General features: G+C 61.6%; 23 protein-coding genes and 1 pseudogene. 9 read left to right on the top strand and 15 right to left on the bottom strand.

Going from position 1 to position 26,813, the window contains the following annotated elements; translation table 11 throughout:
- The first annotated feature begins 16 nt into the window (after nt 1–16).
- Nucleotides 17–262, top strand: coding sequence for a hypothetical protein (locus tag NL532_RS20250; RefSeq protein WP_023804518.1), 246 nt, complete (start codon nt 17–19; stop codon nt 260–262).
- Between the two features lie 204 nt (nt 263–466).
- On the opposite strand, the gene NL532_RS20255 is transcribed toward NL532_RS20250, so the two are convergent.
- The 8 genes from NL532_RS20255 to NL532_RS20290 are packed head-to-tail and all read right to left on the bottom strand — an operon-like array spanning nt 467 to nt 9,220.
- A complete protein-coding gene (locus tag NL532_RS20255; RefSeq protein ID WP_023716175.1) occupies nt 467–1,543 on the bottom strand; it encodes an ABC transporter ATP-binding protein in 1,077 nt (358 codons plus the stop codon).
- Nucleotides 1,540–2,340, bottom strand: coding sequence for an ABC transporter permease (locus NL532_RS20260; RefSeq protein ID WP_023716176.1), 801 nt, complete (start codon nt 2,338–2,340; stop codon nt 1,540–1,542). The genes NL532_RS20255 and NL532_RS20260 overlap by 4 nt, the downstream gene beginning before the upstream one ends.
- A 1-nt stretch (nt 2,341) precedes the next feature.
- Nucleotides 2,342–3,202, bottom strand: coding sequence for an ABC transporter permease (locus NL532_RS20265; protein ID WP_023829979.1), 861 nt, complete (start codon nt 3,200–3,202; stop codon nt 2,342–2,344).
- A gap of 59 nt (nt 3,203–3,261) precedes the next feature.
- Entirely contained in the window at nt 3,262–4,266 is a 1,005-nt protein-coding gene (locus tag NL532_RS20270) for an ABC transporter substrate-binding protein (RefSeq protein ID WP_023716178.1), read from the bottom strand.
- A 60-nt stretch (nt 4,267–4,326) separates the two neighbouring features.
- The gene (locus NL532_RS20275; protein WP_023825145.1) at nt 4,327–5,796 is read right to left on the bottom strand and encodes an aldehyde dehydrogenase; all 1,470 of its coding nucleotides are present in this window, start codon (nt 5,794–5,796) and stop codon (nt 4,327–4,329) included.
- A 10-nt stretch (nt 5,797–5,806) separates the two neighbouring features.
- Nucleotides 5,807–6,844, bottom strand: a complete 1,038-nt coding sequence (locus tag NL532_RS20280) for an LLM class flavin-dependent oxidoreductase (RefSeq protein WP_023697483.1) — start codon at nt 6,842–6,844, stop codon at nt 5,807–5,809.
- On the bottom strand, nt 6,841–8,640 hold the full coding sequence (locus tag NL532_RS20285; RefSeq protein WP_023829980.1) for an alpha/beta fold hydrolase: 1,800 nt from the start codon (nt 8,638–8,640) through the stop codon (nt 6,841–6,843). Before NL532_RS20285 ends, NL532_RS20280 begins: the two co-directional genes overlap by 4 nt.
- A complete protein-coding gene (locus tag NL532_RS20290) occupies nt 8,633–9,220 on the bottom strand; it encodes an amino acid synthesis family protein (protein ID WP_023716181.1) in 588 nt (195 codons plus the stop codon). The genes NL532_RS20285 and NL532_RS20290 overlap by 8 nt, the downstream gene beginning before the upstream one ends.
- A 133-nt stretch (nt 9,221–9,353) precedes the next feature.
- Here NL532_RS20290 and NL532_RS20295 point away from each other — a divergent pair, with 133 nt between their 5' ends.
- Nucleotides 9,354–10,025 carry a GntR family transcriptional regulator gene (locus NL532_RS20295; RefSeq protein WP_023716182.1) on the top strand — a complete coding sequence of 224 codons (672 nt, stop codon included), beginning with the start codon at nt 9,354–9,356 and terminating at the stop codon, nt 10,023–10,025.
- Between the two features lie 472 nt (nt 10,026–10,497).
- Here the strand turns inward: NL532_RS20295 and NL532_RS20300 are convergent, their stop codons facing one another.
- A complete protein-coding gene (locus NL532_RS20300; protein WP_023716183.1) occupies nt 10,498–10,872 on the bottom strand; it encodes a hypothetical protein in 375 nt (124 codons plus the stop codon).
- A gap of 192 nt (nt 10,873–11,064) precedes the next feature.
- Here NL532_RS20300 and NL532_RS20305 point away from each other — a divergent pair, with 192 nt between their 5' ends.
- Nucleotides 11,065–12,507, top strand: coding sequence for a LuxR C-terminal-related transcriptional regulator (locus NL532_RS20305; RefSeq protein ID WP_023716184.1), 1,443 nt, complete (start codon nt 11,065–11,067; stop codon nt 12,505–12,507).
- Between the two features lie 183 nt (nt 12,508–12,690).
- On the opposite strand, the gene NL532_RS20310 is transcribed toward NL532_RS20305, so the two are convergent.
- A complete protein-coding gene (locus NL532_RS20310; RefSeq protein WP_023716185.1) occupies nt 12,691–13,398 on the bottom strand; it encodes a winged helix-turn-helix transcriptional regulator in 708 nt (235 codons plus the stop codon).
- 168 nt (nt 13,399–13,566) lie between these two features.
- Here NL532_RS20310 and NL532_RS32230 point away from each other — a divergent pair, with 168 nt between their 5' ends.
- Nucleotides 13,567–13,830: a DUF1127 domain-containing protein gene (locus NL532_RS32230; protein ID WP_023829982.1), complete on the top strand. Its 264-nt coding sequence runs from the start codon at nt 13,567–13,569 to the stop codon at nt 13,828–13,830.
- Between the two features lie 281 nt (nt 13,831–14,111).
- On the opposite strand, the gene NL532_RS20315 is transcribed toward NL532_RS32230, so the two are convergent.
- Both NL532_RS20315 and NL532_RS20320 read right to left on the bottom strand, forming a co-directional pair.
- A complete protein-coding gene (locus NL532_RS20315) occupies nt 14,112–15,884 on the bottom strand; it encodes an adenylate/guanylate cyclase domain-containing protein (RefSeq protein ID WP_023716187.1) in 1,773 nt (590 codons plus the stop codon).
- A gap of 270 nt (nt 15,885–16,154) precedes the next feature.
- Nucleotides 16,155–16,352, bottom strand: a complete 198-nt coding sequence (locus tag NL532_RS20320) for an RraA family protein (protein WP_196813640.1) — start codon at nt 16,350–16,352, stop codon at nt 16,155–16,157.
- A 1,014-nt stretch (nt 16,353–17,366) separates the two neighbouring features.
- On the opposite strand from NL532_RS20320, the gene NL532_RS20325 reads away from it, so the two are divergent.
- Both NL532_RS20325 and NL532_RS20330 read left to right on the top strand, forming a co-directional pair.
- Nucleotides 17,367–18,839 (top strand): winged helix-turn-helix domain-containing protein, encoded by a 1,473-nt coding sequence (locus NL532_RS20325; RefSeq protein ID WP_023829984.1) that lies wholly within the window; start codon nt 17,367–17,369, stop codon nt 18,837–18,839.
- 195 nt (nt 18,840–19,034) lie between these two features.
- Nucleotides 19,035–19,157 carry a hypothetical protein gene (locus NL532_RS20330; protein WP_023825152.1) on the top strand — a complete coding sequence of 41 codons (123 nt, stop codon included), beginning with the start codon at nt 19,035–19,037 and terminating at the stop codon, nt 19,155–19,157.
- 297 nt (nt 19,158–19,454) lie between these two features.
- Here the strand turns inward: NL532_RS20330 and NL532_RS20335 are convergent, their stop codons facing one another.
- Entirely contained in the window at nt 19,455–20,459 is a 1,005-nt protein-coding gene (locus tag NL532_RS20335) for a GlxA family transcriptional regulator (protein ID WP_245260153.1), read from the bottom strand.
- A 113-nt stretch (nt 20,460–20,572) separates the two neighbouring features.
- Between NL532_RS20335 and NL532_RS20340 the strand changes: the two genes are divergently transcribed.
- Nucleotides 20,573–21,979 carry an FAD-binding oxidoreductase gene (locus NL532_RS20340; RefSeq protein WP_023716192.1) on the top strand — a complete coding sequence of 469 codons (1,407 nt, stop codon included), beginning with the start codon at nt 20,573–20,575 and terminating at the stop codon, nt 21,977–21,979.
- A 263-nt stretch (nt 21,980–22,242) separates the two neighbouring features.
- Here NL532_RS20340 and NL532_RS20345 read toward each other — a convergent pair whose 3' ends face one another.
- Nucleotides 22,243–22,629: a hypothetical protein gene (locus tag NL532_RS20345; RefSeq protein ID WP_023699225.1), complete on the bottom strand. Its 387-nt coding sequence runs from the start codon at nt 22,627–22,629 to the stop codon at nt 22,243–22,245.
- Nucleotides 22,630–22,663: 34 nt separating this feature from the next.
- Complete coding sequence (locus NL532_RS20350; protein WP_023699226.1) at nt 22,664–22,993, bottom strand: MoaF-related domain-containing protein; 330 nt, start codon at nt 22,991–22,993, stop codon at nt 22,664–22,666.
- Nucleotides 22,994–23,159: 166 nt separating this feature from the next.
- Here NL532_RS20350 and NL532_RS20355 point away from each other — a divergent pair, with 166 nt between their 5' ends.
- Entirely contained in the window at nt 23,160–24,215 is a 1,056-nt protein-coding gene (locus NL532_RS20355; RefSeq protein ID WP_023825156.1) for a LacI family DNA-binding transcriptional regulator, read from the top strand.
- Nucleotides 24,216–24,587: 372 nt separating this feature from the next.
- Nucleotides 24,588–26,764: pseudogene (locus NL532_RS20360) on the top strand (tetratricopeptide repeat protein).
- Nucleotides 26,765–26,813 lie beyond the last annotated feature (49 nt).

A 26,813-nucleotide genomic window follows, 5' to 3' on the forward strand; every position in this document is an offset into this window, starting at 1 on the left:
CTTGAAATTAGATGATATGAAAGAAATTATGGGCGCCCAGATCAGAGGAGCGCGAGGATTAATACGTTGGAGTGCCGAAGATTTGGCCGATGCGGCGAGCGTGGGAGTAGCCACAGTTAGGCGCGCAGAAGCTGCGGATGGCGTCCCTCCAATCACAATAGCAAATCGGAATGCGATCCGTGGTGCCCTGGAAAGGGCGGGCATCGAGTTCATTTCGGAAAACGGCGGTGGCGCTGGCGTGCGCTTGGCCAAACGGCAATAGCGAACAACGCGCAGCTTCGAGCGATCGTCTAAATCTCATCGCCGACGTCCCGCTTGCTTTTTGCACTAGGTGCGGCCATCCGCACAGGTGACATTGAACGACTGAAAAGGGGCCGAAAGGGGACTGTCAGCTTCTAAGCACGAATTTTCACAAGCGGACTTTCATGCCGCAATGGAATCGACCTGACAGGGCGCAATCCAAGCCCTAGCCAGGGAACAGGAATGCCGAGGCAGGATCGAAGAAAATGCGTTGACCCGGTGCGATGGCGCTGTCCGCTTCCTCTGCATCGGAGGTTGGCCTGACGTCGATATCTTCTCCGGCCGCCGTGCGCGCCACGATGCGCCGGCGGTCGCCGAAGAAGGCGGTATCGACGATCTCGACGCCGAGTGCTGCGCTCGCTGGCCCGGGCGTCAGGCGGAAGGCTTCGGGGCGTACCATCAGGCGCACCTTTTGACCTTGACCAAAGGATGTTGTCGTCTTTACGCCGGTCACGATCGAGCCGTCGGCCAGGCGGACCGTCGACGCGCCACCTGCGGTTAGCAGATGCTCGGCCGGCAGGAAATTCGAGTTGCCGATGAAGCCGGCGACAAACTCGCTCGCCGGCCGGAGGTAAAGATCCTCACCGGTGCCGATCTGTTCGATACGGCCTTCCCTGAACAGAGCGATGCGATCCGAAAGATGCAGCGCCTCCTCCTGGTCATGCGTGACATAGAGGATCGTGACGCCTGTCTCGCGGTGGATGCGGCGGATCTCGGCCTGGATCTCCTGGCGCAACTTCTTGTCGAGTGCCGACAGCGGTTCGTCCATCAAGAGGATCGGTGGGTCGTAGGCCAGCGCGCGTGCAAGCGCCACGCGCTGCTGCTGGCCGCCAGACAGCGCGCCCGGATGGCGGTCGGCGAAGTTTTCGAGGCGCACCAGCGCCAGCATGTCGGCAACCTTGCGCTTGACCTCACCGTCGGGCCGGCGGCGCACGCGCAGCGGAAAGGCGACGTTCTCGGCGACGCTCAGATGCGGAAAAAGGGTGTAGCGCTGGAACACCATGCCGATGTTGCGCTTGTGCGACGGCACCGAAAGCAGCGATCTGTCCTCCAGGAGCACATCGCCCGAGCTCGGATCCTGGAAACCGGCGATGGCGTACAGCGTGGTCGACTTGCCGGAGCCCGACGGGCCGAGGAACGTCAGGAACTCGCCCTTGGGCACATCGACGGTGACGTCGTGGACGGCGACGAAGGCACCGAACGTCTTTCTTACTGCGCGTATGGACAGGAAGGGAGGGATCATCTGGTCAATTTTCTGCGAAGGAGTGCGGTCACGATCATCAGGCACAAGGTCAAGCCGACAAGCAGGCTGGAGGCGGCGGCGACGACCGGGCTGAGGTCGGCGCGCAGGCTGCCCCAGATTTTCACCGGCAAGGTTTGCAAGCTCGGGCTCGCCATGAAGATCGCCACCACGACCTCGTCCCATGAGGCCAGGAAAGAGAAGATCGCCGCCGAGAAGATGCCGATCCTGATCGACGGCAAGGTGATCCTAAGCCTCGCCTGCAGCGGGCTGGCGCCGCAGACGATGGCCGCGTCCTCGATGGATTTGTCAAAACCCTCGAGCGCGGCCGTGATCGGAATGATGGCGAAAGGCAGCGCCAAGATGGTGTGGGCGATGACGAAGCCGACCGTGGTGCCGGCAAGGCCGATGCGCAGGAAGAAGGCGTAGATGGCGATGGCGAAAACGACCACCGGCAGCACCATCGGCGTCAACAGCAAGCCGCGCAGGACCTGGCGTCCGCGAAACTCACCCCTGACCAGGCTGAAGGAGGCGAACAGGCCGATGATGACGGCGAGGATAGCGGCCATGGCGGCAATTCGGGCACTGGTCAGAGCGGCATCGATCCAGGTCGGGTCGCCCAGTAATTGCTGATACCATTTCAGCGTCCAGCCGGGTGGCGGAAAGGCCAGCCAGCGCGACGAGCCGAATGACAGGAGCACGATGAAGACCACCGGCAGCAGCAGGAAAGCCGTGACGGCCGCCGTGAAGCCGCCAAGCACCATCCGCAGCCATCCGAGCCGTTCATAGTCGAGCAGCATGTCAGGTCCCTCCCCCGGCGCGCCTGGCCCCAACCAGGCGAAACTGGATCGCGTAGAGCGCCATGGTGACGGCAAGCAGGACAAAGGCGGCCGCACTGCCGAGCCCCCAGTTGAGCAGCGACTGCACCGTCTGGGCGATCATCTCGGCCAGCATCATGTTCGATGTGCCACCGAGCAGGGCCGGGGTGACGAAGTAGCCAAGCGACATGACGAAGACCATCAGGCCGCCAGCAGCGACGCCGGGAAGCGACAGCGGCAAGAGGATGCGGCGGAAGGCCTCGAACGCGCTTGCGCCGCAAAGGGCTGCCGCGCGCAGCGTCATCGGGTCTATCGACCTCAGTGTGCCGACCAGCGGCAGGATCATGAAGGGCAGCATGATGTAGACCATGCCGATGGTGACGCCGGCCAGATTGTTGATGAGCGGCAGCGGTTCGTGAATGATGCCCAGGCCCATCAGTGCCCGGTTAATGACACCGGTGCGCTGCAGCAGCACCATCCACGCATAGGTGCGGGTAAGAAGGTTCGTCCACATAGACAGGATGATGATGCCGAAGACGATCGAGCCCAGGGCGGGCGGCATGATCGCCAGCATCCAGGCGACGGGGAACGCCACCAGGATGGTGACGGCGGTTACGACCGATGCAACCAGAAAGGTGTTGAGGAACACCCGCACATAGGTGCCGCTGCCGAACAGCGCCGCGTAGTTCTGTAAGCCCGGTTCGGGATCGGTGACGCTGCGCAGCAGCAGGGCGACCACCGGCACGATAAAGAACAGCCCGACCAGGAACAGGGCCGGCAAGGCGCTGCCACTGCCGGTCGGCAGGCCGACGATCGAGCCGCGTCTAGGAGAATTTCCTTGCATCGAGCGGTCCTGTCTCGAAACGGGGCGCGCAAGCCGCGCCCCGTCGGTCTGCAACGGTGTTACTTGGTCTGCCAGGCATACCAGCGCGTCGCGATCTCGTCGCGATGCTCGGCCCAGTAGTTCATGTCCAGGTTGATCTGGCCCTCGACATGGGCATCTGGCAGGGCCTTGACGGAATCGGCCGGCATCTCCGCCTTGGCCTTGGTGTTGATGGGCGCATAGCCGCTTGCTTCGGCGAATTTCGCTTGGCCGGTCGGGCTGGTGGCGGCGGCAAGGAACTTCATCGCGCTGGCCTTGTTCTTGGTACCCTTCGGCACGACGAGCACGTCGGCGGCGGTGAGGTTCTGGTTCCAGGAGACGCCGACATCGGTGCCGTCCTGCTGAAGGGCGAAGACGCGCCCGTTCCACAATTGCCCGAAGGCGGCCTCGCCGGAGGCGATCAACTGCTGCGACTCGGCGCCGCCGCCCCACCAGACGATGTCGGACTTGATGGTGTCGAGCTTCTTGAAGGCACGGGCGAGGTCGAGCGGATAGAGCTTGTCCGCCGGCACGCCGTCGGCCAGCAGAGCGATCTCGATCACGCCCGGCGCCGACCATTTGTAGAAGGTCCGCTTGCCGGGAAACTTCTTGGTGTCGAACATGTCGGCCCAGCCGGCCGGTTCGCTCGCGACCGCGCCCTTGTTCCAGGCGAGCACGAAGGAATAGTAGAAGCTGCCGACGGCATGCTCATTGCTGAAGCGCGGGTCGAGATCGGTCTTGGGCACGACCGCATAGTCGATCGGCTCGAGCAGTCCGTCCTTGGCGGCCTTGATGGCGAAATCCATCTCCACGTCGACGACATCCCAGGTGACGTTGCCGGCGTCGACCATGGCCTTGAGCTTGCCGTAGTCGGTCGGTCCATCCTGCAAAACCTTGATGCTGGAGCTGGCCTCGAAGGGGGCGGCCCAGGACTTGGTCTGCGCCTCCTGCGTGGTGCCGCCCCAGCTGGTGAACGCCATCTCATCGGCCTTGGCGGCTGTCGCCGCGAGCAGTCCGGCCAGCAGGCCGGTCAAAATCAATTTCATTGTCATTCTCCTCTGTTGGTCTGTTCTTGTTTTTCTCAGTGCACCTGCGTCCTGCGCAACTCAGCGCATGACGAAGGGATCGGGGATCGGCTCGTCCGAGGTGTTGATCCATACGGATTTCGAGCGCGTGTAGTCTCTGATGGCGTCGAGACCGCCTTCGCGGCCGAGGCCCGACAGACCGTAGCCGCCGAACGGAACGAGCGGCGATACGGCGCGATAGGTGTTGACCCAGACAACGCCGGCATGGATGTCGCGCGCCATGCGATGCGCCTTGCCGAGATTGCTGGTGAACACGCCGGAAGCCAGGCCGAACGGAGTGTCATTGGCGAGTGCCAGCGCCTGCGCTTCGCTGTCGAAGGCAAGCACGCTGAGCACCGGTCCGAACAATTCCTCCCGCACGCAGGGCAGGTCGCTGCCGCCGGCATCGATGATGGTCGGTGCGTAGTAGAAGCCGCTGCCGACTGGCCGTGTTCCACCGGTGACCAGCATGCCGCCCGCGGTGAGGCTTTCCGCGACAACCTTCTCGATCCAGTCGCGCTGCCGCAGCGTGGCGAGCGGACCCATTTCGGTCGCCGGATCCTGCGGATCGCCGATGCGAATCGCCTCGGCCTTGCGCTTCAGGCGAGCGAGGAATTCATCCTTCACCGAACGTTCAACCAGCAGCCGCGAGCCGGCGACGCAGCTCTGGCCGGTCGCCGCGAAAATGCCGGCGACCACCGCATTGGCGGCACTGTCGAGGTCGGCGTCGGCAAAGACGACGACCGGGCTTTTGCCACCGAGTTCGAGCGTGGTGTAGGCAAGGTTTTCCGCCGTGTTCCTGACGACGGCGCGCGCCGTCGACGGACCGCCGGTGAAGGCGACGCGCGAAACCAGCGGATGGCTGGTCAGGCGCCGGCCGCAATCATGGCCAAAGCCGGTGAGGATGTTGACGACACCGGCTGGAAAGCCGGCCTCATGAACCAATTCGGCAAAGGCAAGCAGCGGCGCCGGCCCATCTTCGGAGGCCTTGAGCACGATGGTGCAGCCGGCGGCGAGCGCCGGGCCGAGCTTGACGGCCGAGAGGAAGAGCTGCGAATTCCACGGCACCACCGCGGCAACGACGCCGATCGGTTCGCTGCGTATGGTGACGTCGAGATCCGCCTTGTCAACAGGCACATGCGTGCCTTCATGCTTGTCGGCAAGCCCGCCATAATAGCGGTAGTAGTCGCCGACATAGGCGATCTGGGCGCGGGTTTCGCGGATGATCTTGCCGGTGTCGCGCGTCTCGAGTTCTGCAAGGCGCCCGACATTGGCGGCGACGAGGTCGCCGAGCTTGACCAGCAGTTTTCCACGCGCTGTCGCAGTCATCCTTCGCCATAGGTCTGAGCGCAGTGCGCGGTGCGCCGCCCCGACGGCACGGTCGACATCGGCTTCGCTCGCCGCCGGCATCCTGGCCCAGGCCGTCCCGGCCGATGGGTCGACGCTGTCGAACGTGGCGGACGGCTCGTCGAAGCGGCCGTCGATGAAGTTCCTGAAAACAGCGTCGGTCATGGGCTCGCGATCAGAGGAAGGCCGGCATCACCCGGTCGATGAACAATTGCAGCGATTTCATCTTGCGCTGGTGCGAAAGGCCGCTGTCGATCCAGATCGAATACTGGTCGTAGCCGAGCGCCTCATAAGCCTTCAGCCGGGCGATGACCTCATCAGCCTCGCCAATTACCAGGTTCTGCCTGATCTTGTCCGGCGCGTATTGCGGCATGGCGGCGATCTCATCCGCCGTCAGCGGCTCCAATATGCCTTGATGCACCGGCTTCTTGTTCTGGAACCAGGCGCCGAACTGGCAGTAGAAAGTCGACAGGTCCTGGGTGAGGCGATCGGCATCGGTCGCGTCTTCGGCGACGAAGGTGTGCATCAAAAGCATGATTTCCGGTCTTTCGATCTCGGGATGCGCGGTGCAGGCGCCGTTAAAGCGCTGCATCAGGCTGGTCACCTCGTGATCGCCGGAAGCCAGCGGCGTCACCTGGACCTTGCAGCCATTGGCGACGGCGAAATCATGCGAATTCGGGTCGCGGGCCGCCACCCAGATCGGCGGGTAGGGTTTCTGCAGCGGCTTGGGCGAGGAGGTGGTGGCCGGGAATTGCCAGAACTCGCCGGAGAGTTCGAAGTCGCCGTCCCAGAGGCCGCGGATCGCCGGTATGATCTCGCGCATGCGCTGGCCGGCCCCCCAGGCGTCGAGGCCTGGAAAGATGCGCTGATATTCATAGCTGTAGGCGCCGCGCGCGATGCCGATGTCGAGCCGGCCGCCGCTGATTACGTCGGCCATCGCGGCTTCGCCGGCAAGCTTGATCGGGTGCCAGAAGGGCGCGATCACGGTTCCGGTACCGAGGCGGATGCGGCTGGTCTTGGCGGCGAGATAGGCGATGTTGATGAAGGGGTTCGGCGAGATGGTGAATTCCATGCCGTGATGCTCGCCGATCCAGGCGGTCTCGAACCCTGCCTGCTCGGCCAGCAGGACCAGTTCTTCTAGCTCGGTCACAAGCTCGGAATGCGGCTTGGCCAGGTCCGATCGTTCCATGTGCACGAAGAGCGAGAATTTCATCGCTGGTCACCTGTATTGACGGCGGAAGCGCCGGCGCTGGCGAGCGGCCGGACCTCGCCTTCGACATTGTTGCCGACATAGACACCGAATGCATCCACCGAGCATTCCCTGACATAGCGCGCGAGCATCGAGCGGATGGCCGGATCGGCGATCTTCAATCCTTCGATCGCGTCGATCTCGATCAGCCGGATGCCGCGATCGCTGGAAGCGGGCACGTCGAACGTGCCGCGATAGTAGACATGCGTGCGTGAAACAGTTCCGGCATCGTCCCAGACGGCGAAAAGGAAGCCGAGCTGAGCCTCAATGGCCTTTGCCACAAGCAACCCTCGGAGGCTATTGCCATCGCCCGCCGAGCCCAATCCCCGGCCACGCGGCAGTTCAAAACCGTCCGCGGTTTCCACGAACAGGATCCGGCCGCCATTTTCGAGGATGGCGCCAACATCGGTGCCGGGTTGGATTGCGGCGAGCGCGTCCTGGCTGAGGCCGGGTGCGACATAGGCGCCGCGGCAATAGCCGAGCGGCTGCGAGGAATTGTGCTGGAAATCGCGGACGCGCCCAATGAGGATCGAATGATCGCCGGCCTCGACCAGTCGCTCCATGTCACAGTCGAAGGACGCGACGGAGCCGTCCAGCACAGGGCTGCCGGTCCGTCCCGGCCGCCAGGCAACGGCGGCGAACTTGTCGGCCACTTTCGAGGCGAAGATGCCGGACGCTGCCTTTTGACCCTCGTTGAGAACGTTGATGGCGAAGCTCTTCGATGTCGCGAAGACGGGATGGCCAAGCGCCTTGTGTGCGATGCAGACCAGCACCAGCGGCGGATCGAGCGAGACCGAGGTGAAGGAGTTGGCGGTGAAGCCGCGCGGCTCGCCTTCGGGGCCGATCGTGGTGACGATGGTGACGCCGGTGAGGAAGGAGCCAAGCGCACGGCGGAATTCGCCGCTGTCGAACCCGGTATTCGCTTGCGCAGGGCCGTCTTGTTCGGTCGCTTCGTCCTCGGTGAGGAAGTCAACGATGCAGCGCGTGGTGAGGTCCGGTGCCGCGACCGCCATCATGTGCTTCTCACCCGGCAGTACCGTGCAGCGGCCATGCGGCGCCAGGCGTGCCATCGCGGCTGACATTGCCGGTGAAGAGTTCCTGTCCTCGGAGCCGGTCATGAACAGGGCCGGCACGGCCAGCGTCGGCAGGCGATCAGCATGATCGCCGTCGGCACGAGTGAACAGGCGATAGGTGCGGGCATAGCCTTCCGGGTCGACCGCGCTCAGTGCGGATGCCGTCTTCTGCGCTGCCGCTTCCAACTCGACCGGCACCGGATCGCCGAACCAGCGGGCGATGGTCCGTGCCGTGCCGGCCGTATCGCTGCGGCCGTTGAGCGCCACCGCGCGCTGGCGAACGGCTTCGGCCAGTTCAGGTGTACGCCGGAACACGGCATTCAGTGAAACGATGCGGCGGACGCGCTCCGGTGCGCGCAGCGCGAGTTCCTGAGCAACGAGTGCACCCATCGAGTGGCCGACGACGGATACCTTGTCGAGGCCGAGATGGTCGAGGAGGCGAATGGCTTGGTCGGCATAATCGGCCAGTTCCGGATCTTGCGGTGGCAGCGGCGACTGACCATGGCCGAGCATGTCGATGGCGATCGCGTCGAAGCGGCCAGCCATGCGCTCGAGCTGCGGCTGCCAGATCGCAGCGTTCATGCCGACACCATGGATGAACAGCACTGGGGCACCGACACCGGCCCGGATGAAGCCGGTGCCGTCGGGCGCCGTGCCCTGTCGAGCCCATGCGGAAGCATCAGCCATGCACGTCCCCAAGCTCCTTGAGGTCCTGATAGCGGTCGCCGATGCGGTGATGCGGGCGACCGCCGATCGAAGCGCCAAGCGCGACCACCAGTTCGTCCGGCGCCGGCGCATCGCCGATCTGGAAATGCACGGTCAGGTAATGCGAGCGCCGTCCCTCGTCATTCTTATCCATTAGCGGGATCATGATCGGCGTGTTTGGCCCGCCGCGCAGATTGGTGAAGGCAAGATAGGTCTTGGCGCCGACGGCACGCCGATAATGATTGCCGAAATGGAGTGTGTGGATCAGCGCCGACGCATGCTCGATCTCGCCCGACGTACCGCAGATGGCGGCCTTGCCATAGCCCTCGATAGCCTCGCCGGAACCGGCGACGGCAACGATCTCGCGGGTCAGGATCTCCCCCAGCACCGGCGCACAGGCTCGGATTTGGGGCGACAGATCGTCGGTGAAGCCGCGACCGGCCCAGGGATTGGTCAGCACCGCGGCGACGCCGATAAGGCGCAGCGGCCGGGGGGTGGCCTTGCCGCCTTCGATCAGCGTGTTCTCGGTATAAGTCACGATCTTACGGATGGCGGTCTGCATTGGATTTCCTCGGGTAGGTGATGCCTCGGAACGTCCAATCCCGCTGTCATCTTATGGTATACCATGATATGGAGCGCCAAGTACCTTGTCAACCGGGCGTCGAATCTGTTTTGGTAGGGCGCAGGAGGCATACATGCCAGACGACAACCTTCGCATCGACCGCAGCGCCAAGACCTTGAGGACGCTGGCGCTGGAGCGCATGCGCGAAGCGATCATGGATTTCCATTTCCAGCCTGGCGAAAGGCTCGTCGAACGGCCGCTTTGCGACCAGCTCGGCGTCAGCCGTTCCGTCGTGCGTGAGGTTCTGCGGCAGCTGGAGGCAGAGGGGCTCGTGCAGATGATCCCTGGGCATGGGCCGGCCGTCGCCAGGCCGGACCTCGGCCGTACCGACGAGATCTACGAGCTTCGGGCTCTGCTTGAAGGCATCGCGGCCCGAGCCTGTGCCCTGTCGGCCACCGGCGAGCAGTTGGCAAGGCTCGAAGGGGCGCTGGCGGATTTGTTCGATGCGTGGGCGTCGGCGACGCCGCCTGCGGTGATGCGGGCGACGACCAAATTCTACGAGGCGCTGTTCGAGGCCGCCGACAAGCGTGTCGCCTGGGAAATCGTCTCCGGGCTGAATGTCCGCATCAACCAGCTTCGTTCGATGACCATCGTCTCGACCAACCGGCGCGAAGCGGCGATCACCGAGATGAATGAGATCATGGATGCGATAAGGGCGCGCAAGCCCGATGAAGCGGAAGCGGCGGCACGGCGACATGTCGAATCGGCGTGGCAGATCGCTCGAGATAAACTTCGCCTGGTCTAGGTCCGCGTGAGCCTAGCCTATCCAACCCTTCGAAGCGCCTTGCAGAAAATGTCTGCTTCCCGGCAACGAAAATGCAACTTTACGACTGAGATGACCCGCAAAGCGGTCCGGCAGCTTCGGAGCCGTATCCGGACGGTCTGCTTCTAGGAAGCGCTCGTCGGTAAGCTGCCGTTCGAGTTCACGGTCATCGAGCGAAGTTTGCCTTGTCAACTGACGAATACGCTGCTTTGACGACCAAGTTTAGCGGGCGCTCTTACCGGCCGGCACCTTGACGGCTGGAACAGGGCCGGTAGCGGATCGGCAGCTTGTGGAGCCACGCAGCCGAAGAGCGGTCATTCCATGACGTTGTTTACAGCTCCAGGAGGAGTGTCACTCCTCCTCGAATAACAACCTGCCATTCGTCAACGCCTCCTTCCAACCTAGGGAGAACCGCCGGAAATCAGGCTGTCAGATTGCACACCGTCGCGTGGAGTCATTCATCGCGCCAGTATGGGTGGGAACAGCTGAATTGGCGCGAGCCAACCAGACGGCGTTTGGTCTCAGATATCGGTCCTCGGACGGGCAGATCATTCGCGGTCATGTTGGGTACGAAACTGTAACCCTGATCGACAAGCTGCAGTTTCAGCTCCGCCAGGTGGCGCCTGAATCCATTTTCGATGTAGCTGCGCGGATACCGCCATCCGTTCCTGCATGCTCGCACGAGAATGTCGGAATACAGTTCAGAGCTGGCAGCTTTCACCGCTTCTTCGGAAGTCAGTTTGCTGTTGGTTTGGGTACCTTCGGACAAGCATCGCCCCACCGACACCAAAAGCACCAGTATTACGGTCAAGACAGACAACTTTGTCATGGAGCCCTCCGTGTTCTGAATCGACCAGGCCTGCCAAGCAACCTGCCCTGCCGATCTGCAGAGACTAGGATGCTGACCCGTCGCATGGAATCGTGCAAATGCAGTGTTTTCGATATCGCATCTGTAGTATTTTCATCCTGATGTAAGGCCATCGGGTTCTGGCCACAGGTCGGCAGCAAGGAAAATGGAACGATGCTTCGCGCCGTAGGCAATCCTCTCGCCGGCTTATCGGATCGGGAGTTGATGGTCGCGGCAAAGTTTGCGGAGGGCATGACTTATCGCGAAATCGGCGAAACACTTTTCATAGCGCCTACCACCGTTCGGACCCATCTTTCGGCCATTTATCGGAAGCTCGATGTTCGTAGTAAAGTGGCGCTTGCTGGGTTACTTGCCGATCACCGCCAGCAGGACCGCAGCCATGCACCACCCGGAAGTCTTTCGACCGATGAGCCGGGTCCGCCGGTCCTCGCAGTTCTCCCGTTCGACAATTTAAGCGGAGAAGAACGCTGGACTCGTATCGCTGATGGTTTGTCGGCGGACCTCATAGTTGATCTCTCTCGCTACCGGGACCTTGCGGTGATCGCCCGCCAAACAATGCTTTCCTACAAGGGACGGCATGTTGACGTGCGAGCTCTCGGACGAGAGTTGAATGCCGACTATGTGATCGAGGGAAGTTTTCAAGTGGACGGGCAGCGGGTGCGCATCCGCGTCCAACTCGTCGACGCCCACACAGGGGTCGATGTCTGGACGATGCGTTACGATCGTTCCGCGAACAACCTGTTTGCGATGCTGGACAGCGTGACCGAAAACGTCATCAATGTCCTTGCAACTTGCCACGGTCAGCTCGCCAATCTGCGACGCGATGCGGCTCGTCGGAAGGCTCCAGCAAGTTTGCAGGCCTATGACTGCTATCTGCTTGGGCTTGAGCAGAAGCACCTTTTCACCCGTGAGTCGAACAAGGAGGCGATACGGCTACTGGCGCGTGCGATCGAACTCGACCCGGGTCTAGCAAGAGCTTGGACCGCGCTGGCACTTGCGCATGCTGTGGAAGCTATCAACGGGTTTACCGACAACCTTTCCGGCTCGATCGAGAGCTGGAGCCAATGTGTCAAGCAAGCGCTGGCGCTCGATCCGTCCGACATTTACGCCCGCATAATGCTTGCCGATCTTCGGGCATTGCAGGGCGATGTCGAAGCTGCTGTCGAAGAACATGACCGAGTGTTGGTGGCTGCTCCAAATGACGCGGACTCACTTGCCTTTCTTGCGGGTAGCCTTGCTCTTGTTGGCAGCGACCCGAAGCGTGGCTACGAACTGGCCAAGCGAGCGGTCCGGCTAAATCCTTATGTTCCCTGGTATCATGGAATGCTCGCTCGATGCAGCTACGTTCTTGGCTTTTACCGTGAATCACTGGTCGCGCTACGTCAATCTGCGCCAGATTCGCCCGCCACCCTTCTGTTTCTGGCAATGGCTCATGCGATGCTCAATGAAACTCCTCAGGTCGCCAGGATCAATTCGCGACTGAAGGACGAGTTCCCGAATTTCACGGCTGAGGTGTTCATCAGAACCTATCCGGTTACCAATCCTGTCGCCATTGCTGCAATCAGAGAAGGCGCCCGTCGTGCGGGTTTGGCCTAGCTTCTTCACTCTGGTCACCTCAGAGGCGCATTGCTCCTCGGGCAGCATTGGGGCCGAATGCGGACTGGCGGCTTTAACTGAGCAGCAATCAACAACGGACGATTGCACCATAGCTTTTGAGGCCAGCCAAATGGCTTTGTCGTCCTGGGCGGGTTGCATAAGGCTGCACTCCAAACATGGCTTTCAAGGAAGCTGGACGATTCCCTCAAGCGCCGCGTAGACCGAGATTCGAAGCCAACGGTCCATGCTTCGCGCGAGGCCGGGGTCGCCGATGAGGAAAAGGCCGCCCCTCTCTTTCTCACGCTCGATGCTGGAGCGGCCCTCCAGGATGGCTCCCAGCGAAACAACGCCGGTCTCGACGTAAAGATCGACGTCCCGGCCGGGGTCGAGCGTGCATAGCTCGGGCAAGTCTGAGCCTGGCTCGACCACAAACCAGTAATGGGGACACCTCGGTGGGGGATCGTCGCGGAAATGGAAGCGGATGACGGCGCGCCGCCGCGGCAGTTCAGCGAGGTCAATCTTTCGCCGCACGGCCCACATGAGGGTCGAAACATCCACGTCGGCGAGCGCGATCTCCGCCTCGATGTTGCATTGCGCCCATTCCGCCAGCGCGTTCATCGCCGGCTCGAGCCTTATCGACTTTTCGGTACGGAAATAGCTGATGGTGCCCGTCGCCTCGTCCTCGACGCGCTCGACCAGGCCCAACGCTTCCATTTCCTTGAGCCGCCTCGACAAGAGGGCGGACGAGACGTTGCCCACCCCCTTGCGAATGTCATTAAAGCGGGTCGAGCCGTTCCAGAGCTCGGTCAGGATTTGAATTGTCCAGCGTGGCTCCAGGAACTCGCAGGCGTGCGAGATCGGGCAGACCAGTCCGTAAGGCCGTCGCGTCATGGCTGACCGCTCCTTTGCCGCAGGTTAGGCCTTTCGGAGGTCTGAGGCCAGTTCACAATCTGAAGCGGAACGCTTCCGAAGCTGCCCTGGCGCCTTCTCGCCTTCTGCCGTCACGTGATCGCCATTCGCATTCCCGATCAACGGAGGTTCACCATGACTTGGCGTAACATGACGCAAACGACAATAGGCCAGACCGCACGGCGCTTGCCGGGCACTTTTCTTGACCCTCCGCTCGAACGCCTGCTGGCCCTTGTCCGTGAGTGGAGGACCCGCCGCAACATAGAGCGCGGGCTCGGTCACCTGTCCAACTTCCTTCTGCGGGACGTTGGCTTGACCGAAGCGGACGTCGAAGCGGCCTGCGCCGACAGCTTCGATAGGTCCGCCTCTCGCGCGCTCCAGAGTGCAGCGCAGAACCGCACGGGAAATTGGTGAGAAGGGAGAGCCCCGGGATCGGAAGCCGTTTTGACGGCGGCAATTGATCAGCCGAACTCAGGGCCATCCCCAGTAGCGCCTTGGTTTCAGAGATCTAGCGCGCCGAAGCGATTCGAATGCATACTTCCAAGTGGTCGGCCGGCTCTTCGGATTCATCGTGAGGAACGTCTGCTGTTGGAAGAAACCCACCGAAGCTTTGACAACCGAGTTGAGGCGCTGAGCGCACGCTCGTGCGGTATAGTAGGTCCGATAGCGAGCTACGAGCACGGCACGATCCGCAACTATCGAAGCCCGGCAATGCGCAGCCCCTCTACATAGAGAGCCCGGTGCTTGTCGTGAACGATCGGATGAAACTTGTCTACCCATTGAAGGGATAGGGACGGTTGAAGGCGCTTGGCCTGCGAAAGCGCATGAACCGCGATGTCCATTTCACCGGCCATCCCAGCGGCCGCCGCGTACGTCCGCCATGCAGACCCAAAATGGGGCCGGAGTTCAACCGCGCGACATTCGCATTCGACCGCGTCTGCATATCGTCCAGCCATGAAATGACATAAGCCAAGGATGGAGAAATTCGCAGCATATGTGTGATCGCGAGGACTTAGCCTACCCGCGATTTCAAGATGGTCGAGCCCCTCGGCGGGCATGCCCCCATATCCGTAAGTTGAGCCCAGGATCGAATGCGCAAAGGCGAAGCTCGGGTTTAGCTCGATCGCTTCATTTAGTTCTCTCACAGCAGAGTCGAAGCCGCGCGAAATCATGTGGACAAACCCTGCCGCTAAATGCGTCCACGGGTCCTCGGGGTCGCCTTGGATTGCCCGCTGCGCGAGGGCGCGAGAGGTGGGCAGAATGTCTGCTGCGTTGGCCCATCCTGACAAAACGCGGGCCGCGTGAGCCCACGCCAACAGGCTGTTGGCGCGGGGATAGTCAGGATCGAGGTCCGTAGCCTGCTTCAGAAATCCCTGTGCAATCTCGATTTCCGTAGCCGAACTCCAGGTCCAGACATATGGCATCGCCTTCATGACGAATCCCCAAGCGTCAAGATTGGTGGGGGACCTGCTCTGAAAGCGTTGCTGTTCCGCCGTGTAGAGCCGCGGCTCGATCGTAGCGATGACACTTTCGGCAATCTGATCCTGAAGCGCGAAGAATTCCGACAATTCCACATCGTATCGTTCAGCCCACACTTGTACCCCGGTCGATGTGTCACTGACTTGCGCGCTTATCCTGAGTCGATGACCTGAGCGCCTTACACTTCCGTCCAGCACATACCGCACACCAAGCTCTCGACCGACTTGTTTTAAGTCGACCGCTTTTCCCTTGTAGGTGAACAAAGAGTTCCGGGCGGACACGAAGAGCCAACGAAGACGCGACAGCCGAGTAATAATGTCTTCGGCAAGGCCGTCGGCGAAGTATTCCTGTTCGGGGTCGCCGCCCATGTTCTGGAATGGCAAGACAGCAATCGAAGGGTTGTCGGGCAGCGCCAGCTGTTCGGAGGACCCGGCAGTCGCAGCCAGATCGGTTTTTGGGACCGTGTCGCGCATACATAGGCGATAGGTGCGCACCGGGCGTGCGATATTTTTGAGCTCTTTCTCGCCCAGATCGACAAATTCTTCCTTCAATTTGTCGCGCACCTGTTCGTAAGCGGCGGCCGATAAACAGATGCCGTTCGGCTCAGCGATGCTTTCTAGACGGGAGGCAATATTGACACCATCTCCCATCAGATCGCCGTCGCTCTCCTCGACAACATCGCAGAGATGAATGCCGACGCGAAATTCAATGCGTCGCCCGGGCGGTAAGCCAGCGTTGCGCTCAATCATGCCGTTCTGCATTTCGATTGCACAGCGTACGGCGTCAACAACGCTCCGGAACTCTACGAGGGTGCCGTCACCCATAAGCTTCACAACGCGCCCATTGTGGACAGCGATGGTCGGATTGATGAGATCGCTCCGGAGCGCCCGTAGCCGCGCCAGCGTTTGATCTTCGTCCGACCCCGCCAACCGGCTGTATCCGACCACGTCGGCGACCAGGATCGCCGCAAGTTTCCGCGTCTGGCTCACTTTGCCCACTCCTGTCGACTAAGTGGCATAGCACAGATTACAAAATCCCGTTTTCGAAGGCGACGTTCGATAGGTGAATTCCGAGATAGCCTCAAACAAAGCAGCGCGGGATCTGATTGGAAGTGAATTACGGCAACCACGATCTGTTGGCGAGGCGGACCTTAGGTGCCGTTGAAAATTTTCAGTCAACGAAGCGCGTCCTGTCAGACTTGATGATGACCTCGGCGAAATCGGGCGAGACCTTGCCGCACCAGGCCATCAAGAGTTTTCTCACCGCCCTGATACGGTGAGCCGCGCCAGCACCGTTTCAGCCTCGAGGCGAGGCACCACGGCGATACCATCGCGGTCGCCGACCAGTATGTCTCCCCGCGAGATGGTCATTCCTCCCAGTACCACCGGGAACCCGGCCGTGCCTGGACCATTGCGCGCCGGCGAGTTCGCGACGATCCCGGCACAGTAAACCGGCACCCGCCCGCCTCGATCCCGACAACATCGCGCACGAGGCAGGCGCACCCCTTGTTTCGCACCATGCCAAGGACCAGATCCTCAGTGACCGCCGCACCAGCAAAGCTGTCGGTGGCCGCAACGATGATATCGGCCAGTATCGCAGTACCTGGCGAGAGTGCCTTAATCCCTGGTGCAACGCCCCTCGCCCGCCCATGGCGTCTAGGACTAGGCTCACGGGCAAGCCGGAAAAGGCACTGATGATCTCTGCCGCAGGCCGTTCGAAACGGCTTTTGATGGTGAGCAGCGGTGGGTCTTCAATCATGTGGCGGCCTCACACCCTGAACGAACGAAAGACGAGCTGCAGCGGGATATTTGCGGTTCCTCAAAGGCGCTGCCGCAACTTCCATGCCCTTGAGAGATATCGAAGGCGAGGATCTTCGCTCTGGGGGCGCGGTGAAGTTCAAGCACCTGGCAGATGAATTCCTCGCCATCGTAAAGAGCTGCGCGTCGTCGATCGCATCGAGGCAGCGACCCAAGGCGCCTCGCCGAGAGTGGAAGACGAGGAATAGTTCGCCCGATTCGCGTGATCGCATTTCGCGATAGCCGCCGGCGAGCCAGTCATTGGCTTCTCGGCGCCGGCCGATCTGTACTCCAGCGACCAGGTTTCAGAAAAGTTTCAGAATTTCGCCGGTACGCACCGCTCCACATGCGCCATGATCCCTACAATCTAGGGAGTGGCCATCATGGAAAACGACGTCGAAAGGCTCCGCATACGGCAAGAGCTTTACGAGTTGTACTTCAGTGAGGTCAACAGCTTGGCCTGCGCGCCAATGCCCGGCACCTTCTTCGAACTTCTAGAGTTGGGCGCCCTGGCTCGCCATGAACCCGTGCCTGAGGGGGCAGAACCTGCGGCTGCGGCAAAGGTCTTGACCGTAAGCGCGGATGGCCCCTGTATGTCGACGAGCCCGGCTCGGTTTGGCAGAGCGCTTCTGAATGTCGCATACAGAATCAGGGAGCATAGCAATCGGCGAGTGCGTGTTTGACACTTCGCGCGGCTTGCTGTTGCGCCAGGGTCATCCCGTCAAACTTCGTCCCAAGACATTTGCACTCCTGAGCCATCTCGTTGGAAAAACAGGGCACGTCGTCAGCAAGTCGGAGCTGATGGAGTCCGTCTGGCCTGGGCTGTTTGTAACCGAAGACTCGCTCACCCAAGGCGTGCGCGAGTTGCGCAAGGCGCTGCGCGATGACTCACAAAGTATAATTCGCACCGTCTCAGGCCGCGGCTACCTCCTTTCACCGCTTGGCGCGCCGGCGAGGCCGCCGTCCGACCTGCCTTCTGTAGCGGTGCTGCGCTTCACTAATGAAGGCGATGCGACCGACACGCCTCTGGTCGATGGTTTTGCCGAGGACATTGTCAACGCTCTGGCGCGATTTCGCACTGCTGTTGTCCTGGCGCGCAACTCAAGCTTTTCCTTTGCGTCGGAGGACCCCGGCAACTGGACCGAGGTCGGCAGGAGACTCGGGGCAACCTTCCTGGTTCGGGGACGCATGGGCCTTCGCGACGGCACCGTACGGGTGGCGATCAACCTCATCGAAGCGGCAAACGGCGCGGTCTTGTGGGGCGAGAAGTTCACAGCATCGGGCTCAGCTGTTTTCGACATGCAGGAAGAGATCGCGCTGCGTGTGACGAACCGTCTTGTCGCACGGCTCGACGATGCGGGCTTGACGCGCGCCCGTCCAAAGCCTCCAGCAAGCCTGGCGGCTTATGAGCTTCTTCTCAAGGGGCTGGTGCATTTGCGTGGCTACGGCGCCGACGATAATCAGGCAGCACGGAACTACTTTGCTGCGGCCGTCACCAAGGATACGCATTATGCGCTCGCGCGCTCATACCTTGCATTTGCCGACCTGATTATCGGCGATTATGGAATGGCTCCTCCGGAGGTGCTGGCCGACATAGTAGAGCAAGCCCGCTTCGCGGTAGGACTCGCACCAGAGGAGCCTCGCTGCCATCGGATTCTTGCCCAAGCACTGCTGTGCACGCGCACATACGATGCCGCCGAGCGGCACTTTCGAAGATCCTATGACCTCAATCCCTTCGATGCGGACACGATCGCGCAGATCGGCTATCTGCTTGCCATCAGGGGCAAGCCTTTCGAAGCCCTGACCTGGATCGACAAGGCGGTTCAGATCAATCCGATACATCCAGACTGGTATCATTCCGACCGTGCATTCGCCCAATACGCGGCGGGAGACTACAAGGGAGCCGTTGTCAGTTGGTCGATGTTGCCCATGACTTCGGCCGTAAGGCTCACATGGCTGGCGGCGGCACAGGCGAAGTTGGGCAACCAGGACGCGGTATCGCGGCTCGTTTCGGAACTCAAGCGTATCGCGCCATCCTACACTCCACTGGAGTCGATCCGGGCCAGCATGCTTTACGAGCATGAATCTGACGCTGACCATCTTCTCGACGGAGTCGCGAAAGCGCTGATGATGTGGAGCGCCGCCTGAACTGTTTGGTTACCGGCTGGACTGGCGGAGCTTTGGGCAACGTTGAAACATTACGACACCGATGTGTCGGATGGTTTGCATTCAAAGGTTTTTGCGACGCTATCTGAGAGCTCTCGTCGGTGATCGCGGGAGGAACTATGGAATCGCCCGAGCATGCTTTCGAAATCATCCGCTACAAGAAATTGGACCGTCCGCGTGCCGGCCTATAGCAACACGCTGACCTTCGCTTTCGAGGCAGAAAGCTACGCACGCTCCTATGCGGATGGCCAGGCTTTCCGCCTTAGCGTCGAGGTGGCTGAGCGCAAGAAGTGTGCGTGAAGGGGGCCTACAATCCTGGTCGTTTCGCCCCAGACGGCTGAACCCGACGATGTCCGCCACCAGGATTGCCGCAATCTTACGGCGCTTCGGTCATTTCTGCTGCCAAAACCGCCACAAGCTTTCGTTCTGGGCGCGCCACGATCCCCTCCGGCCCTACACCTGGGTTTGCTCTAACGTGGCACCCCTGCCTACGCGCAACCAGCTACCAGAGTCCGCTTCAATCGGCGGCAGAGCTCGGCCCAATGGCCGAATTGCGGCGCATAGCGGAATATGGCATCGCGCCTAGACGGTTGAGATTCAACCGCGGCTCAGAACTCGCCGGAGAGCACTGAAACGAATGCGATATTGCGCCGGCGTCAGCCCGACCTTGCGGCGGAAGAGACGCCCGAAAAAACTCGCATCCTCGTAGCCGACTTCATTGGCCACACCCTCGACCGCCAGGTCGCCGGTCTCCAGCAGTTCCTTGGCCGCTTCGAGCCGGAGCGCGTGGATGTAGTCGATTGTCTTCATGTCCGTGGCCCTTGCGAAGCGGCGCACGAAGGAGCGCTCGGACAGGCCTGACAGCTTGGTCATGGCGGTGACGGGCGAAGGGGTCCGGTAGTTGCGTTCGGCCCATTTCTGGCAGCGGTTGATCACCGCGTCGTCGGTCTGGCGAAAGCGCATCAGCGCTGCGAAGGGCTGCTGGCCCATGTCGTGCCACTGCAGCATGTAGACCTTGGCGACCTCCATCGCCTCCCTGAGGCTGACGAAGCGCGCGATCAGATAGAGGGCGAGATCCTGCCAGCTTGAGCCGCCCCCGGCCATGACGATGCGCTGGGCCTCGCCGCTCAGCACGAGCGACTGGCCCGGCTTCACCTTCACGCCGGGATAGTTGTTCGTGAGCGTCTCGACATAGCCCCAGTGAATGGTGGCCTCGCGATTGTCGAGCAGCCCGGCCTCACCGAGCAGCACCGCGCCCGAACATGCGCTGGCCAGCATGGCGCCGTCGTCATGCGCTCGCTTCAGCCACGCGGCTTCGGCGTCATACTGCCCGGCAACGCTTTCGCCCGGATTGACGAAGAAATCTGGAATACAGACGATGTCGGGTGGCGGGCAATCGGCAAGGCTGTGATCTGGGCGCACCCAGATGCCGTTTGCCGCGCGAAACGGGCTGCCGTCCCCGGCGACCACATAGGGCCGCATGCGTGGCGTGCCCGCGGCTCCGCTGGTGATGAACAGGAAATCCCTGCCGGGCGAGGAAAACAAGTCGAACATGCCGTAGATCGTGGAGGCGGTAGCCTCCGGAGCGGCAAGGATCGCCACATTCAATGGTCTCGCCTGTTCAACCATGGCAGAAATGACCGCCTTCCAGCATTTTCGACTTTAGCGGCCGTGCCCGCGCCGCGCTAGCGTGTGTCAAACGAGGAGACCGCTACATGGCCGCCACCGCTACCCTTGCACAATCGAGCATCGATAGCTTCCGTTCCATCTTGTGCGGCGAGGTGCTGGAGCCGTCGAACCTGTCCTATGACGCGACGCGGGTCGTTTGGAACGGCATGATCGACCGCCGTCCCGCCCTCATCGCGCGCTGCCGGAGTGCTGCCGATGTCGTGGCGTCGGTGAATTTCGGGCGCGAGCATCGGTTAGCGATCGCGATCCGCTCGGGTGGCCACAATGTTGCAGGCTACGCCGTCTGCGAAGGCGGCCTGATGATCGACATGTCGCTGATGAAGGGCGTGCGGGTCGCGTCCGGCCTCGACCGTGCCCTCGTCGAGGGCGGCGCGACCTGGGCCGATGTCGATGCGGCCACCACCCCGCTTGGCCGCGCCACGCCGGGCGGTCTCATCTCGGCGACGGGCGTTGCCGGCCTGACGCTTTCCGGTGGCATCGGCTGGCTGCGCGGCAGCCACGGCCTCAGCGTCGATAATCTGCTGGCCGCCGATCTGGTGACCGCCGATGGCCGGCTCATCCATGCCGACGCGACGCAGAACCCGGATCTCTTCTGGGCGCTACGCGGCGGCGGCGGCAATTTCGGCGTGGTGACGAGCTTCGAGTTCAAGCTGCACCCGATCGAACCGGAGCTGATGTTATGCGGTCCGGCCTATCCCGAGGAGCGCGCCAACGAGATCATTCCGCTCTGGCGCGACTTCATGCAGACCGCACCCGACCGCCTGAGCGGCCTGGCCGAGTTCTCCACCCTGCCCGACGACCCCTCGATTGCCGAGCATGCAAGGGGCCGGCGCGTCCTGGCGCTCGCGCATGTCTATGACGGACCGGCCGACGAGGGCGAACGGGTCGTGGCGCCGTTGCGCAGTTTTGGGGAACCGCTCGTCGATTTCAGCGGCCGCATGCCATATCGCACCATCCAGTCGCTCTATGACGGGCTGTTCCCGAAAGGCCGCGACCGCTGCTACTGGAAATCCACTTACCTTTCGCGCCTCGACGACGAGGTCGTCGGGGAGACCACTGCTTGGATGGCGAAGCGCCCCTCCGAAATGACCTTCGCCTCGATCTGGAAGTTCGGCGGTTTCGTCCAGCGCGTTGCAGCCGATGAGACTGCCTTCGGCGACCGCTCCATGCCCTTCATGCTCAGCCTCGACGCCATCTGGCCAGGCGCTAACGAGGACGATGCGAACATCGGCTGGGTTCGCAGCTTCTGGCAGGACATGCAGCGCTACTCGACCGGCCGCCTCTATCTGAACTTCCCCGGCCATGGCGAAGGATCGGATCTCGTCCGCGACGCCTTCGGCGCTGAGGCTTACGCGCGGCTCGCCAAGATCAAGCACAGATACGATCCGGACAATCTGTTCCGCCTCAACCAGAACATCCTGCCAATGCGCTGACGCACAATCAAAATCGGGTGTACGGTGCGACCCTCGTTTCGCCGTGGGAGCTTTGATCGCGCTGAGTCGCGAGCGACGACCAGCGTGGTCGCCGCGATGCCCGCTTTCAATCAGTGGCAAATCTGTCCGCAACGGCTGAGATGAAGCGCAAAGCTGTCGGGCAACCTTGGGGACCGCAAGCCAACTGGCAGCTTTAAGGCTTCAATCCGTCAGAAGTGGACGTTCAGCGTGCGCGAGTTCCGGTGGCCAGGATCACGTCTGCTTTATGACTTCATCTCGACACGGATACCATGCAGGGTCTTGCTCGAAGCGTTGAGCACGCGACCCGCTGGTTGGGGGGCCATATGCACCACGAGACAGCCTTGACCGTCCCATGCCTGAACCGCCTGGATGACATCTCGATTGGGCGGCATCATGGTTCCATCCGGCGCGAAGTCGTGGATAGGGCCTTCCACCTCATCGAACACGAATACTGAAGGCCAGCGGTGGTGATGTGTCGGCTCTTCCTCGTCGGGCTTGAGGATTACCTCAAGCACACGTAGCCGGTCATTCTCAAACAACACCTTATGGTTGCCGGGAGCCGCGATAACGGCGTCAAGCTTTGGATCCCACTGCGTAGGATCGGTCTGGTCGATCACCTTGGTAGTCATGGCGTAATTCTCCTCTCAGATAGACAGGCGGCCCTCACGCCGTCGTCACTGGTTGAATTGTGCCTTGGGCGCAGAACTGCTGCCCGTCCGCCAGTCGCGCATAGTTATGAACGATCTGGTTCTCGTGATCTTGAACCTGCACGACGAAGTTGCCGCCTTGCTCGGTCCAACTCATGATGAAAAGTCCGGGTCGAACGCCGGTCAGATTGCTCTGAACCACCTCGTCGATCTCGGTAGCGCCGATCGTCGCCTGCACCCGCAATTCGGTCGGCGACAGGACCGTCAACCTCGGTACGAACTGTCCGAATGAGCAATCAAAAGTCTTTCCGACGAGCGAGGTCGGAGCACCATTGGTGGTAGCCATCCTAATCCTCCTTGATGATTTTCGAAATCAGCTCGGCCGATGCTCGGGACAGATGCCGAACTGCCACTTTCAATTTTTGGAGCGCTCCAAGTGCAAGTTCCAACATTTTGGACCTAGCGTCAAGAAAAAACTTGGAGCGCTCCAAGAAATTGTCTAATTGAGGGAAATGAACGCTTCTAAAATGCCTACGCTCGCCGATGTCGGCCGGCTCGCTGGAGTCTCCCGCGGCACCGTCTCCAACGTATTCAACCATCCGGATCTGGTGCGATCCGATCTGCGCCAGCGCGTCGAGGCCGCGGCGCGTCAGCTTGGTTATGATGGCCCCGACCCGAGGGGACGCGTGCTGCGCGACGGCAAGTTCAACGCCATAGGCCTGATCCCCCCGGGCGCATACGCCATTGCCGATATGATCAGGAGCCCATATCTGCGCGAGCTGGTGCTTGGCGTTTCGCTTGCTTGTGACGAGGCTGGAGCGACATTGAGTTTGGTCAATGGTACGGACGAGACACGCACTTCCACCATTCGAGAGGCCTTGGTTGACGGCTTCATTCTGGGCCACAGCGCGGACATCGAGTTGATTGCGTCTTTACGGCGCCGGCGGCTGCCCTTCGTCATCCTCGAGAGCGATGCCGGTCCGGACGTCAATTCTATCCGGATAGACGGCAGGAGCGGGGCGCTGGCGGCCATCAGGCATCTGGCTGCTCTTGGACATCGGCGTTTTGCAATCCTTTCCATTCGGCGCACATCGGGGTCACCCATCGTCCATTTGCCTGGCAATTCCCCGCGCGCTATCTCTGCCGGTTTTCAACTCGATCAGGAGAGACTTTTCGGCTTCGCCCAGGGTTTGGCTGAGCTCGGTCTGTCAATCGACAATGTCCCGATCATCGAGACGACCCCAGGTGAGCCTTCGGCCGGAGCGGTCGTATTCGACCGGGCTCCGCAAGCAACGGCGATCTTGACTATGTCGGACTGGCAGGCAATCACCGTCCTGGACGAAGCGCGTCGGCGCAATATCAAGATACCCGAACACATGTCTGTCGTCGGCTTCGATGGCACTGCGGAGTCTTCGCGCACCACGCCCCCGCTCACGACAGTGGCTCAAGACATTGTCGGGAAGGGGAGACTTGCCGCCACGACGGTGTTTGCAAACGGCGCCCCGAGCCAGGTGATCATACCGGTCGAACTCTTGGTCCGCGGCTCGACCGCCCGACCACGCGGTTAGGCCGGTCACCTCATACTCGTCGTAACGCACAGTGCGCACTGCGAACTCCAGCGTGGTCGCCGTCAACGTCTGCTTTCAGAAGGTATCAAAGGTGGCTGCAACGGCCGAGATCAGGCGCATTGCGGTCCGGCAGCCTTGGGGCCGGGACCAGTAAGTCCGCTTGTGGTCAGTTAAGAACGACAGAGGCCGATCTCGACCCACATCAGCCATGCGGCAACATCCGGTTTCGCACAAGGCTAAGCCATGAGGGCAATGTCTTCAAAACGACGTGGTTGCATTATCGCTGTCCAGTAGGCCAAGCATGCTCGCATTCGAAACGCCAGTCGAATACGCTCAGCGAAGCTTTGAGCTAGGGAGGCAGGACAACCGCACATGGAGCGAAGGCTTACCGCGATCCTTGCTGCCGACGTGGTCGGCTACAGCACGCTCATGGGCGAGGATGAGGTCGGCACGCTCGAACGACTGAAGGGTTGCCGTCGAGAACTGGTCGACCCCGCGATCAAGGAATTCCACGGTCGGATTATCAAGCTCATGGGAGACGGGGCGCTGGTCGAATTCGCCAGCGTCGTTGATGCCGTCCAATGCGCTGCCGCGATTCAGCGCCGGATGGCTGTCCGAGACCCGGGCACCTCCGACCCCCGCCACATCCGGTTTCGCATCGGCGTCAATCTCGGTGATGTCATCGTAGAGGAAAATGACATCTACGGCGATGGCGTCAACATCGCCGCGCGCCTCGAGGCTATGGCCGAGCCGGGGGTGTATGTATCTCCGGAACCGCATTTGATCATGCCGTTCACAAGGTTGATGTCGGCTTTGCCAGTCTTGGCGAGCAGCGCCTCAAGAACATCGCCGATCCGGTTCGCGCCTATCGATTGCTGCTGGATCCCGCAGCATCGGGAAAGGTCACGGCCGCGCCACACCGGCCGAGCTCGCGCGTCATCATCCTGGCAGGCGCCGCCGCCTTGGCGATCGCCGCGATTGCCGGCATTTTCGCATGGCAGAAGTTCTCAGTGCCATCGCGGCCATCGGTTGCCGTGCTGCCGTTTGCAAACCTCGGCGGCGATCCAGGCCAGGACTATTTCGCTGACGGCATCACCGAGGATCTGATCACCGACCTCACCAAGCTGTCCGGTCTGGACGTCATCGCGCGCAACTCGGTGTTCGCCTACAAGAACAAGCCTGCAGCGCTGGCGGACGTCGCGCGCGACCTTGGCGTCCGCTTCGTTGTCGAGGGGAGTGTCCGCCGCACCGGCGAGCAGATCCGCCTCAATGCCCAGCTCATCGATACGGCAACGGGCGACAATCTGTGGGCCAACCGGTTCGACCGTGGCATGGCCGGCGTGTTTGCCGTCCAGCACGAGATGAGCGGCGAGATCGCCAAGGCGCTTGGCATGCAACCTTCGGCAGCGGAAAGCGAACGCATGGCGCGGCCGCCGACCGAAAACCTCGAAGCCTACGACTTCTATCTTCGTGCCGAGCAGACAGCACGGACCGGTCGGCGCGACGGCCTGCGGGAGGCGCTCACGCTCTACGACAAGGCCGAGCAGCTCGACCCCGCTTTTGCGGAAGCCTTCGCGGCGGATGCAAGCACGACGGTGTATATCTGGCGTGAATCGTTCAATGACATCATGCAGAGCGCGCCAGCACGAAAGAGAGCATATGAGAAGGCGAGCCGAGCTTTGCAACTCGACCCTGACCTTTCGTCGCCCTATGCTATTCTTGGGATCATGCAGGTCGTGGATCGCCGCTACGAGGAAGCCATCGCTTCGGTCGAGCGAGCCGTCGCACTCGGCCCCGGCGATGCTGAGACGCAAATAGCCCTGGGATACGTGCAACTGTTCGCCGGCAGTCATGCTGAGGCTGCCGAAGCGGTCGAGACGGCGCTCAGGCTCGATCCCAACCTTTCACCTGTAAACCGGCAAATTGCCGGTCTGGTCTTTCTAATTCAAGGGAGCAACGACAGGGCGATCGAGGCCCTCGAACGCACCCGCGACGATGCGCCGTCAGTCGGAGATTTCACGATCACGCTTGGTGCCGCCTACGCCCGCGCCGGCCGCCTGCAGGATGCCAGGGCGGCAGTGGCCGAGGGGCTAGGTGCCATGTCCACACCAGGTTTCGATTCATTGTCCGCATACCGACTCAACGGTGCCCAATATCGTAACCCGCAGGATTTGGCTCTCATCGTCGACGCGTTGCAGCAGGCGGGCTTGCCCGAATGGCCGTTCGGTTTCACCGGCGATGAGCACAACCGCTTGAAGGGCAAGGAGATCGCCTCGCTGGTGCTGGGCCATACTCTGCAGGGTCAGCTTGAGCCCGGACTCCAACCAGCCTTCCTCCAGATCGGGAGCGACGGCAAGGCAGCCTTCCGCTCCACGACGCGGCTGGTCACCGAGACCGTCCGTGTCGATGGCGACTTATTGTGCGAGCTGAGCGAGAATATGTTCGGGCGCCCCGACTGTGGACCCGTCTATAAACGCCGCGACGATGGAGGCGGCGGCTATTCCTTCGTCAACTCAAGCAAGGTGTTTCACTTTACGGTTGTTCAGTAGAAGCACACGCGCGTCATAACGGACGCACACACTCGCGTCCGATGCGGGA

Origin of the sequence: Mesorhizobium sp. C120A, assembly GCF_030323105.1 — a bacterium.
GTDB lineage: Bacteria > Pseudomonadota > Alphaproteobacteria > Rhizobiales > Rhizobiaceae > Mesorhizobium.